Origin of the sequence: Cylindrospermum sp. FACHB-282 (genome assembly GCF_014697195.1) — a bacterium.
GTDB lineage: Bacteria > Cyanobacteriota > Cyanobacteriia > Cyanobacteriales > Nostocaceae > Cylindrospermum.
The window spans coordinates 21451-33210 of the sequence record NZ_JACJRJ010000061.1; the positions used below are offsets into that span (position 1 = coordinate 21451).

Annotated in this window: 11 protein-coding genes, 1 tRNA gene and 1 pseudogene; 8 read left to right on the forward strand and 5 right to left on the reverse strand. The window is 41.3% G+C overall.

What is annotated here, in order from left to right; translation table 11 throughout:
- Window positions 1-34 precede the first annotated feature (34 nt).
- From H6G32_RS23310 to H6G32_RS23320, 3 genes are all read left to right on the forward strand, one after another.
- Window positions 35-1039 (forward strand): DnaJ C-terminal domain-containing protein, encoded by a 1005-nt coding sequence (locus tag H6G32_RS23310; RefSeq protein ID WP_190462655.1) that lies wholly within the window; start codon window positions 35-37, stop codon window positions 1037-1039.
- A complete protein-coding gene (locus tag H6G32_RS23315; RefSeq protein ID WP_190462641.1) occupies window positions 1036-1377 on the forward strand; it encodes a chaperone modulator CbpM in 342 nt (113 codons plus the stop codon). Before H6G32_RS23310 ends, H6G32_RS23315 begins: the two co-directional genes overlap by 4 nt.
- Window positions 1378-1671: 294 nt before the next feature.
- Entirely contained in the window at window positions 1672-2112 is a 441-nt protein-coding gene (locus tag H6G32_RS23320; RefSeq protein WP_190462643.1) for a hypothetical protein, read from the forward strand.
- 109 nt (window positions 2113-2221) lie between these two features.
- Here H6G32_RS23320 and H6G32_RS23325 read toward each other — a convergent pair whose 3' ends face one another.
- The 3 genes and pseudogenes from H6G32_RS23325 to H6G32_RS23330 form a co-directional block, all read right to left on the reverse strand.
- Complete coding sequence (locus H6G32_RS23325; RefSeq protein WP_190462645.1) at window positions 2222-3733, reverse strand: hydroxysqualene dehydroxylase; 1512 nt, start codon at window positions 3731-3733, stop codon at window positions 2222-2224.
- Between the two features lie 183 nt (window positions 3734-3916).
- Window positions 3917-4055 (reverse strand): annotated as a pseudogene (locus H6G32_RS27480) (IS4 family transposase); the annotation flags it as partial.
- Window positions 4056-4227: 172 nt separating this feature from the next.
- The gene (locus H6G32_RS23330; protein WP_190462647.1) at window positions 4228-5688 is read right to left on the reverse strand and encodes a linear amide C-N hydrolase; all 1461 of its coding nucleotides are present in this window, start codon (window positions 5686-5688) and stop codon (window positions 4228-4230) included.
- Window positions 5689-6462: 774 nt separating this feature from the next.
- Here H6G32_RS23330 and H6G32_RS23335 point away from each other — a divergent pair.
- Both H6G32_RS23335 and H6G32_RS23340 read left to right on the forward strand, forming a co-directional pair.
- Window positions 6463-7368, forward strand: a complete 906-nt coding sequence (locus H6G32_RS23335; protein WP_190462648.1) for a class I SAM-dependent methyltransferase — start codon at window positions 6463-6465, stop codon at window positions 7366-7368.
- Between the two features lie 173 nt (window positions 7369-7541).
- The gene (locus H6G32_RS23340) at window positions 7542-8729 is read left to right on the forward strand and encodes a hypothetical protein (protein ID WP_190462651.1); all 1188 of its coding nucleotides are present in this window, start codon (window positions 7542-7544) and stop codon (window positions 8727-8729) included.
- 68 nt (window positions 8730-8797) lie between these two features.
- Here H6G32_RS23340 and H6G32_RS23345 read toward each other — a convergent pair whose 3' ends face one another.
- Window positions 8798-9175 (reverse strand): cyclic nucleotide-binding domain-containing protein, encoded by a 378-nt coding sequence (locus tag H6G32_RS23345; RefSeq protein ID WP_190462653.1) that lies wholly within the window; start codon window positions 9173-9175, stop codon window positions 8798-8800.
- 207 nt (window positions 9176-9382) lie between these two features.
- On the opposite strand from H6G32_RS23345, the gene H6G32_RS23350 reads away from it, so the two are divergent.
- The 3 genes from H6G32_RS23350 to H6G32_RS27570 all read left to right on the forward strand — a co-directional run bounded on the left by H6G32_RS23350 (window position 9383) and on the right by H6G32_RS27570 (window position 11051).
- On the forward strand, window positions 9383-10135 hold the full coding sequence (locus H6G32_RS23350) for an HAD family hydrolase (protein WP_190462657.1): 753 nt from the start codon (window positions 9383-9385) through the stop codon (window positions 10133-10135).
- 31 nt (window positions 10136-10166) lie between these two features.
- Window positions 10167-10239: transfer RNA gene (locus tag H6G32_RS23355), tRNA-Ala, on the forward strand.
- Between the two features lie 464 nt (window positions 10240-10703).
- Window positions 10704-11051 carry a hypothetical protein gene (locus H6G32_RS27570; protein ID WP_441306997.1) on the forward strand — a complete coding sequence of 116 codons (348 nt, stop codon included), beginning with the start codon at window positions 10704-10706 and terminating at the stop codon, window positions 11049-11051.
- A 234-nt stretch (window positions 11052-11285) separates the two neighbouring features.
- On the opposite strand, the gene H6G32_RS23360 is transcribed toward H6G32_RS27570, so the two are convergent.
- Window positions 11286-11760, reverse strand: a 475-nt coding sequence (locus H6G32_RS23360) for a zinc ribbon domain-containing protein (protein WP_190453510.1), incomplete at its 5' end; no start/stop codon positions are given.

Sequence of the window (11760 nt, forward strand, 5' to 3'; positions counted from 1 at the left end):
TTTCGCCCCACCCCGTGAATCCCAGGAGGTGCTGATGGTTGCAACTGATTTCAAAGACTATTACGAAATTTTGGCTGTCGGTAAGAACGCCACACCGGAGGAAATTAAAAAAGCCTACCGGAAACAGGCACGGAAATACCACCCGGACTTAAATCCTAACGACAAGAAAGCGGAAGCACGGTTCAAAGAAATCAACGAGGCCAATGAAGTGCTCTCCGATCCAGAAAAACGTCAGAAGTATGACCAGTTTGGTCAGTATTGGCAACAGGCAGCCGCGGGTGCACCTCCACCTAGAGGAGCGGGTACAGAAGGAGTTGACTTTAGCCAGTATGGCAACTTCGATGATTTTATCGAAGAACTGCTGGGACGGGTTAGCCGGGGTGGCAGTCCCACAGGGCAGCGCAGATATACTTATCGCACGATGACAAAACCAGGAGGATTCGGCGAATACATCGACTTTGGGGATAGAGAAGATCCCTTTAGTCGCTTTAGCAATATTGCCGGACAGGATACAGAAGCGGCGATCGCGCTCACGTTTTCTGAAGCGTTTCATGGTACGCGGAAGCAGCTACAAATTGATGGCGAAACTATCACCGTTCGCATTCCACCGGGAGCAAAGCCGGGAAGCCGCATTCGGGTAAAAGGCAAAGGGCAAATTAGTCCTTATAACCAGCAGCGCGGCGATCTGTACCTGACGATTGAAGTATTGCCTCATGGTTTCTTCCGATTTGAGGGAGACAATCTTGCCTGTGAAGTACCCATCAGCCCAGAGGAAGCTGTGCTTGGCCTACAAATTGACCTTCCCACCCCCGATAACAATGTAACCATGAGGATTCCCTCCGGTGTGGATTCAGGACAACTACTCCGACTGCGGGGCAAGGGCTGGCGCAATTCTCAAGGTAATCGGACTGATCTGATTGTGCGGTTGAAGATCGTGACACCTAAGGATCTGAGTTCTCAAGAAAGAGAGTGCTATGAAAAATTGCGGCAAGCCAGCAATTTTAATCCCCGTCAACGCCTAGCAGAGGTGCGGTTATGAGTTCTAACCTGAGTTTGCTTCGCGTGGTGTGGTCAGAAATGGGCATTAGCAAAGCTCCTTCGGCGGATGATCGCCTCTACAGCTTGGAGGAAGTGGCTTACTTTACCCAAACCTCCGTTTTGCTGCTGGAACGGTTTGTTAGCCTGGGATTGATTGAACCTGTGGGAGCCATGCTACGCCGACGGGATCTAATTCGAGTTGTGCAGATTCAAAGGTTGCACCGCGATCTAAACTTGAATTGGACTGGCGCAGCAATGGTACTGGATATGGCGGCTGAAATTGCCCAACTCAAGGCGCAACTGAGTGCCTACCGCTCTTCATCAGGTAAACCCTTATAGCAATCCTATTTGATTTGCTCTCCACCGAGAGGCTTAGATCCCCGACTTCTTGAAGAAGTGGGGGATCTTTTGTTCGGAAGTCATACCATTTTGGATTTTGGATTTTAGATTTTGGATTGGGAATCCCCTTCTGTGTCAGGGTTATACAGAAGCATCTGTCGCCATCATTTCTCTTTCTTGGTATCATTTAGTAGGATTGCTATATTTCCTGCTTACCAAATTCAAAAAGAGCGATAATTGTGCTTACAATACTTTTCCGAGCAGTAGGGCGGAAATACACCAAAGGAGGTTGAGATGAGTCGTCTTCTTTATGAAAACTCAGTCTCATATAAAGGATATCTCATCATTCCATTTGTTTTTGGCACAGCAAATAATTACGAAATCTATTCGTATAAATTATTAGCAGAAATTGGACATAAAAGCCAATTTAACAAAGCAGACAATCCAGCTAAAATCTATGGCAGTAGCGTTAGTAATATCGTTGATATTGCCAAAGAACATATTGACCAACATTCAGACTTCGCCTTTCAAGGAGATAATTTTAAATCGCGCTACATTTACCGCGATAATTTGATTATCGTCTTCCAAGAAGGTGGGAAGTATTTTTATGACCATTATCCACCAGATTTGCTGAATAATATTGCAGCGCCAAAATTATTCAACTCAGAATATGAATGTCTAAATTGGATTCAGCAAGGATTAGATGGACGACATACGCGGACAAGAATAAAATAAATATTTAAAAAAAACTCCATCGTCAGAGTGATGGAGTTTTTTGTATCTATGGGTGAGATTTTCATCCTATCAATTATCTCAAAATAGCTGTAGATAAACTCAGCACTGACTATGGCAACCAAAAGTCAGGTAAGATAGATTTACCTAAGTGACGCACAGTTTCGTTGAGCGATCGCACAGCTTGGATATGCACTTCGTCCTCCTCAACTGCTAAAATCTCAGCAGGTGTACCCTTTCCTAAATAAGAAATTACCCCATTTGCCGCCTCCAAACCAGTTACATAAGCCTTCTCTTGCGACCAAGAACCGTGACGGCTAACAATCCAATCCCCACTCATAAACAGATTATCAAAACTAGTTTTAGTAGGCAACATATAGCGATAACTACCAGGTGCAAAATGAGTCACCGCATTTGGTAATCTAATCACACTACTATCTATTACCTTAGCTTCTCGAAACCCTGGTATACAAGTTGCTAAATGACCCTGAACTATTTTCACAATTTCCCCATCACTCAGATTAAGAAACTGATTGGCATGATAGAAATCAGCTTCAATCACCGTTCCTGGTTCTTTTTGATATTCATCATGTAAGGCATTTAAATCAAAAAACGTCCAGCCGGTGGTGTCATCAAACCCAAAGCAAGCATTAGAAGGACGAGGAATATCAATTTTGCGGTCAAACCACAGCCGAGTTGCTAAAACATCAATAGCCTCTAAATTGCTCAAATTGCGGAATTCTTCACAGCTTTGTAAACTAGGGCTAGTTGAGACAATCTTCTTCATCCCCGTCACGCTAACTGCAAAAATTACAGCATCAGCCTCAAACACTTCATCACCGCAAACAACACCTGTTGCCCGTTGATTACTATCAACAATTACATCTGTAACTCGGTGCTTGGGTAAAACTCTCGCACCAGCTTTTTCTATAAGTTTCACCCAAGGACGGAATATCTTTTCCCCTACAGTTCCCCGACACCAAACCACATCAAAATCAGATTGATGGGCCAAAATAAAAAAGTACAGCATTCCTAAAGTAGCGGCGGCAGAACATTGTTCGCCAGGGGCAAATAAACCAACTAATAACATTGGTTCAAAAGCTTCTTTATAAAGTCGTGCCGAAACACCAAAATCTTTGAACAATTCACGGGCAGTTACAAAGTCATACCGTCGCCAAGCTTCATCAGAATTGTCAAAATCAATCACAGCATAAAGTAAAGGCAAGGCGCTGAGACGGTCAATTAATGGTAAACGCTGAAACTGAGTATAGACAAAAGTTCCCAGAGGTGTAGGCAGTCGGGGTAAATCTTGAAAAATTGGTGATTCAACTTCCAAACCAGCTGGGGAATATTGTGCCGAACGAGTCCAAGTAGTAAAAGGATTAATTTCTAATTCATTAATAAGCGCAAAAATATTTCTGTAAGGATACCAGAAGCCATGAATACCCGCTTCTACAGATTTCCCCCCTGCTGTTTGCCAACCTGCCACCAGTCCACCGGGATAAGGGCCTGCTTCTAAAAGTGTCACATCATAACCTTGCTTTGCTAAATGGTAGGTAGCCCCTAAACCAGCCCAACCGGCACCCACAACTATCACCCGTTTTTGTTGTGTACCTTCTGTCATCTCAGCCTCCCGTTATTGCAGTCCCTCAACCAATGTATCTGAAACAGTCCCCCACACCCCCATTCGTGAGAAGTTAAGATAATTGCACTAATGTCTGCGAGGGTGCGGCAAAAAGGGATAAATCCAGATTGAAGACTGGCTTTCACAGCGCTTTAACTACTCCTAAATCTTGATTTTCTTTGGCACGGCATAAAATAACCAAGTAGTCCATACTTAATCGTTTAACCGTGTATAAAGCTTCTTCAATTCTCCATCTTCGGCGATATAAATCGTCCACTAACTATGGTAATAATATTTGTGAATCGAGGATATGAGTCCTATATTTAACCAGTCAAACACTTTGAAGATAATAATAATTAAAGATCAGGGGAGAAGGCGAGCATTCCTCGTCTCCTCCCCTTATTCCCCATACACGATTATCATTTTTATGGAGAAATTTTTGAGTATTTTAATTGATTGACAAAAAGCGCTTTATCTTAACCCTAGTTTCTTCCTCACGACGTCTGATAGTCAAAGTAAAACCATTTATTGTCTTCGACATCAACAAACTCATTATTAACCTTGCCCATCTTTATTTTTTTGTTTAGTTGATCCTCCAGTAGGTCAATCCCTTCATCACCCTTTTTTGTTGGCGGCAGCAAAATATCAAGCTTTTTCACTGTCTCTAAATCCTTAAAGAATTCGTCGAGATCAACATATAGTGGACATAAACCCCTAGTTGATTCAAAGAAATAGCGATTTTTCTTATGATCTATAACAGTACGCCACAGTGTAGAAGAAAGGAATGGGTTATCATTTATTCCCTGAATATTTAAAGGCGTTGACAGATTACGAATCAACGAAAAAGCTCTAGCGACACCTTCGTTTTGTGACCACTCATCAACCCATATACTATAAGATTCGGGGTTACCAGGAACTCTGTTAGTCTCATCAATGAATGGTCTTTTATTTTGGCAATTGTTATCGATTTTATCCATCCTATTGCTGTAAAACGAGGCGCGGAGAAATCGAATATTAGCTCCATTCATTGGCGGAGTCATCTCAAAATCTGAATTAGACATGAGCTTATCCCAGCTAAAGGATTTATTTTTACCTGCCCAATCAAACTCTCCATCCTCATTTTGAAATCTCTTTAAAAGTTCTAATTGCTCGTTATACAGCGAGTTAGTCATCACAGAGACCGTTTCTTTGCCTTTATCTTTTTTGTCCTGTTGAAAGTGGTACACTACTAATTTAGATTCCTTGGTTTGCTCGTCGGTCACGTATTGTAAGACTGCCGAATTTCCTTGAGAATCTGAAATAGACAAATGTAAAACTATGTTTTTAGTACTTACTTTGAATTTACTGTTTCCTCTGTCTAATGTTGCTATGGCTATTTCAGAAGTCACAATAAAAAATTTCTCCTCCTTTAACCCATCTACAGCTTCTTGGACGTTTGCATAGTTGTCCAGTACATACTGTGCCAAAGCACTAATCGGTAAACGCGGCTTATTGCACTGTTCATTGTGCGTGTAGTCAGCTTGTGCCAGAAAAAGCAGATTGGCAACTAAGCCCTCCTCGTTGATGCCATCAGTCGCAGACTTTCCATAATTACATACAACGAGGCTCTTATACTTAGATTTCCATGTTAACGGGTAACCCTCATCACTTTCACCAACAGCTGTCCGATAGCTGTCTCTAGGTGATGCCCATAAACTTATGGGCATATTTGGATCAGCCCAGTCCATGCTACGCACGGTAAAAATTGATTTTGTTTTCTCATCAGCAACATACATTGCACGGGTACAACCAAGTAATACTACTGGTATTAATCCAAAGTGCAAATCATTCATCGAGTTGCTCAGTGCTTGATGAATATTAAAGGCTTCTTGTGTGAAATCCCAGGCTACTAGTGCGGCAATTCCAACCAATAGAAACGGTATAGCCAATGAGAAACTTCTGATGTAACGTTTCATACATTTATCTCCTGTCAATTTACCCTATTTGTATTTGTAATTGGTTTTTTAAATTTAAAGTTGAGTTAAATTCAGGACTTTCTAAATTATCAAATCATAGTAAATTCAGTTAAATTCAGGTATTGGCGTTTTGGTAGCAATCCACATAGCGAATGAAATACAAAAGTATCCAAACGTATTACAAAAAAATCATATCCTTAATTTATCGTTGCTCTTTTAGATGTGCAACACGCCTGTAGGAAAATTTGTAACACTTTTGCCAACAGCATCAGCAATCGCGCAGAAACTTACGCTAAAGCTGAAAGCCTTGTTGGAAATGAGTTTCAGTCCACAATGCTTACAAAGAAGTATGAGAACGCAAAAGACGCATTCCCCAATTCTTCAAGGACTCATACCAATTCTGTATGTAGCTTGCGTGGCGTAGCCATAGATGCGCTGAATTAAGATAAACGTATCTCTTCGGGAGCCGGAGGTATACCACAGTGACACAGAGATAGAAAATGTCAAAAAATTCGGCGCAGCCTCACAAAGAAAAAGTGGTAGCGCCTCAGCATATTGATATGGTCGTGTGCTAAAGGAGATAAGTGAGCCATATCTTGTATCGAGAGAGACTTGTGTGTACACCGTAGTCTGGCAAAGAGTGGATTAGGGGGAGTTATTAGACGGTCTTGATATCAGCAGTCAGCTATGTATACTTGCTAAAATTACTTGCTGTTAATGCTGAGTTGAGAGTATAACAGAAGACAGACTTAACTTTTCTTCAGGAATAATTGTATGAGTGCAGCCGCCAATGCTCAATATAATTTGAATAATTTTGAATTGAGAGATGGTATTTTTTTTCCCAGTGATTATGCACAGTTAACCGAAACTAAGCATAAACAAACATGGGACAGAATTGGTAAAACTTATTATGGTTCCCAAAAAATTGAGAAAGTTACCGAAGCCTCGCCCATCAAACAAGATTACACTCTGTTAGGTGGCAAACCTGGCGGCACTTGGGATAAATTTCCTAAAAATAAATCTGTTGATTCTATTTTAGAACTTGGTTGCGGTTATGGTCGCGCTCCTTTGCATCTCTCGATTGATAAAAATCTCCGCTGTCAAAAATATTATGGAATTGATATTTCTGAACCTTTATTACGGCGGTTAATCAAGGTTAAACAGGAGTATAATTTTTTTCCAGATGCTGAATTTAACTTAATTTGCAATTCTGCGGAAATATTGCCTTTAGAAGATAATTCTATAGATTTGGTAATTTCTAACTGTGTTTTTATGCATATCCCAGATGCACAGTTAAGAAATCTGATGGCGGAAATATCTCGTGTTCTTAAACCTGGGGGAATTTTCGTTTTCAATCATTCTTTTCATAACAAAGCTTGTCCTTCTCATATTGTCCACAATTTTATCAGAAATCTCAATATATTTAGCAAAAATCCTGTTTATCTCAAGCAGTATTCAGCTGCTGAAATTGAGGAAATGTTAGCTGCTGCGGGAATGAAAGCGAAGTGTCCCCAATACACTGTAGAACCAACCAAGGAATATGCAATTTTACCGGAAACAATCAAAGCAATTCCGGTGCCGTTTGCTAACGCCATCAATAAAACTCTGAAGCCATCATCAGATGCTGAAAAGTCAAAGTTGGCTTATGGTTTTAGCGCCTATAGCACTGATTTGGAATAATTCAGTTTGTAGTAAGCACAAAGCGTGCTTTCTGAGACAATTTCACTTAAAAACGCTTTAGCGCTTACTACAAACAAAGATATTTTCTATTGGCTAATGAAAATTGCTAGGGATATGGCTTTTTTACCCATAATTAAAGTTTACTGTACAATCCTATAAAGTATATTTACACAATGACTACTGTAATATTTGTACATGGAACAGGAGTTAGGCGATCGCAATATGAGGAAACTTTTAAGTTAGTTGAGCAAAAATTGCTGGCTGAACGTCCTGATTTAACAGTAGTTCCCTGCTTGTGGGGGGAAACCTTGGGGACAAAGTTAAATGCTCAAGGGGCGTCTATACCGCTGTATGATGGGACACTGGCTTTAAATGCAGGGGAAGAGGAAGATTACGAGATTATACTTTGGCAACAGTTGTACCGCGATTCTCTTTATGAGTTGCGGGTGTTGTCGCTGAAGCCTGGGAAAGAAGGTGTGGATAATCCTTTTGGCGAACAACCAAGCGATCGCTTACAATCACTTTTAGAAAGTTTTAGTCCATCACCAGAACTGCAAACTAAATTGACAGCAGCGGGAATTGCGGTGGTGTTTAACCAATCCCTACAGGCAGTTATCCGTAGTCAAGCTTATCATCAGGCATTGATAAAATCTTCAGATTCCTTAACTGAGTTGCGTTCAGCGGTGGCGAGAGCTATCATTGCTCAGGCGATGGTTGAGATTAGGCGCAAGAAGAAATATCCCACCATACTCATTGATGCAGACTTGCGGGATAATGTAGTTGAAAGCCTCAGCCTAGCTTTGGGAAATGTGCAGTCGGGTTTAGGTGATTGGGTAGTCAAGCCACTGATAGCACTAGCGCAACCAATTGGCACTTATATTGTGCAGCGTCAACGCGGTGTCAGCACAAATGCCGTTTCACCACTGCTTGGGGATGTTCTGCTTTATCAGACAAGGGGTGAGCAAATCCGGGCTTTTATCCGCGAATTAATTGCACAAGCAAAACCGCCAGTAGTGTTATTAACTCATAGTTTGGGGGGTATCGCCTGTGTTGATTTGCTAGTGCAACAGGATTTGTCTCAGGTAGTGCAATTAGTGACGGTTGGTTCTCAAGCACCGTTTTTATATGAGATTAACGCCCTATCTAGCTTAGAATTTGGTCAGCCATTACCGGCACATTTTCCAAATTGGTTGAATATCTACGATTTACGGGATTTTCTCAGTTATATAGGGGCGAATGTTTTTCCCCATCAGGTGCAAGATGTGCAAGTAGATAGCAAACAACCATTTCCGCGATCGCATGGTGCCTATTGGACAAATCCCGCAACTTGGAATGCAATTATTCCCAGAATACCATATTGACGCCCTCTATCAAATATGAATCAATCAACCCTCCACCAAACAGCGGGGAGGGTTGAGGGGTGGGGTTCTTAGAAGCTTGAAAGCTGATGTTCCACCCGACTTAGGCGTTCTGAATAACTCTTCATCACCTTCAGGGCAAAAGTGGGTGTTTCTTGAACAGCAAACAGAAACGCTGATTCATCGATAAAAGCCAGCTTACACTCAGTTTTAGCAACGGCTGTATAGGTTCTATTTTTTACCCCAACAAGCACCCCCACACCAAAAACTTCGCTAGCTGCAATTGTTTCTACAACCTTGTTATTGACAACTACATCAACCTCTCCTTCTAAAACCCCGTACATCAGCTCACCAGGCTGTCCTTCTTCATAGATAACTGTACCTGCTGAGAAGACTTGAGGGCCAGGTTGTTTTTGAAAGATATTCAGCGTTAATACAGGACTTAACATAAGATTAGCCCCAAAATTCCTTGTTTTTAGATAAATTATTTATAGCTTTCATTATACCAACAAACATCCAAAAAAATACTTAGGCAGCGGCTTAACTACCTGAGTCGTGTTTCCTTCTAAAGCTTTAGCCAGACGGTTTTCACACTGACCACGAGGTCTTATGATTTGGAGAGTGTTGGGTCTCCAGCTTTTGGTATAATGAGTGATATGAGTTTAAAGGCAGTTCTATTTGATTTTAATGGTGTCATCATTAAAGATGAGCCAATCCATCTGCATCTGATAGATGAGATTCTGATTCAGGAAAATCTCCAACCCCAACGGGTTCATGAACGTCAAGCTTCTCTGGGACGTAGCGATCGCGCTTGTTTTCAACAACTACTAGCAAATCGTGGACGGGTAGTCAGCGAAGACTATTTAACTCAGTTGCTCAACCGCAAGGCTGAAGCTTATGTGCTGGAACTAGAGAAAGTCGAAAAACTACCTTTGTACCCAGGTGTAGAAGATTTGATCTATCAGGTGCGTTCGCGCAGTGTCTCCCCAGAAGATTCCCTCTCTCTGAAATTAGGTCTAGTCAGTGGTGCTCTTCGCAAAGAAATAGAACTGGTACTAAATCGCGCCAAACTAGCTGATTATTTTAAAGTTATTGTAGCGGGTGATGACACCCTTACTAGTAAACCAGAACCTGATGGTTATCTGCTAGCTGTAGAACGCCTAAATCAGAAATATCCTGATTTAAATCTGCAAACACAAGAGTGTCTAGCAATTGAAGATACCCCTGCTGGCATCCAAGCGGCAAAACGCGCTCAAATGCAGGTGGTGGGTGTAGCGAATACCTACCCATTCCACATGCTCCAGCGCTGCTGTAACTGGACTGTAGACTATCTAACTGATTTAGATTTAGATTGGGTGCAGCAAGTCTATTCTCAAAAAAACTCCCCGCTGGCAGTATCTGAGTGTTAGAATATTAAATGGCAGTCAAATGACTGTTTAAGGGGAATTAGCTCAGTTGGTAGAGTGCTGCGATCGCACCGCAGAGGTCAGGGATTCGAGCTCCCTATTCTCCATTTTTTGTACATTAAAGAATTATTGTCAGTTTTAAAGAATTATTGTCCAATTTTACAAATCTAATGGACATAAGTTACCTATTTTCAATGCTTTCAGTCATTAATCTAGTTTTAAAGAATTATTGTCCAGAGTTGAAACCAGTTTTAAAGAATTATTGTCCAAAAAAATATACAACCTTACCCAGAAAAATAAACCCTTGCCTTGAACTGTATACCAATGTCAAGACCATTTAGTTAAAAATTGTTTAAGCAAACTCGCATTAGTTCAAAACTTTACATCAAGCTTAGATATATCCCTGAAGTGGTTCATTCACAGTCGAACTAGAATATTTTAATTTTTACCTTTGAAGCTTTCACCTAAAAAAAAAGTTGCACCACCTTAAAGCTGCTGCATTGTATGGTGCGATCGCAGCACTCCTTTCAAACCACCCTAGTAAATAATTTTACTATAAAAAGATGCCAGAGTGAAATTTTATAAAAGGCTAGAGTTACCTGGTTTAGAACAAACTTTCAACCCACCACCTATGGAGAGGGCTTTTGAAACCTACACATATAGCTTGTCCCTTGCAATTTTTGACTTTCAACCCACCACCTATGGAGAGGCTTTTAAAACCAGCAATGGTGAGCGCAACCGCAGGTCTGGCGCTTTCAACCCACCACCTATGGAGAGGGCTTTTGAAACCGAAAAAAGAGGAGTATCCTTCGCCGGCTTGGGATCTTTCAACCCACCACCTATGGAGAGGGCTTTTGAAACCGCTCCCGTCAAATTGCTTATCTTGACTGGTTTCTACAGGCAATTTTGGCAGATGTAGTTAAATACTTATTTTCCACTGCCAATAAGTCAAGTTGAATTGACCTTCCAAATCATGAAAGTCAGTCAAGACAAGAGTTTTAAAGATTTGGCAGACCCCCAGGGATTTTGACCCCGCTTTGATTTGCCAAAAATGAAAATTAGGGGGTGGTAGTTCAGTAGCCGCCGTGACGGTAGACCCGTACCCTTACTTTGTTGTAAATTGACCTCTCCCCGGTCTAAAGACACGGGGATTCTAAACTGATACTACGTGGTAGGCTGAAGCCGTACCACTTCGCTTTTTAGTTTTGGTTTCCCAGATACGAAATCTGGTAGCAAGGGTCAAAACTTGCCTACAGACCTTGACTAGGACGAGTCCTAATTGTGTCTCTACCTTGCGAAGTATATTCGCTGCACCATTTAAATCAGCGTTAATAAATAGTCCTTTTCCTGTGCGGAACATACCGCGTTTTACTCGTTTTCCACTTGGTTTCCACCCTTCAGGTTTTGCGCCGAAAGTAGGTAGAAAATCACCATCTAAAAAACTAGTTTTACTGGTATAGGATTCTTCAGTTTCTACAAATTTGATGCCGTGGTACTCACATAACTGTTTAACTCGTTTTTTGAGTTTGGCGGTTGGTATCTGCACAAATGATTGCGTTGTTCTACCTAACTGCGCTTCTTGTCTTTGCCCTTGATTCCACCCAAATACCACTACACCAATTTGATGT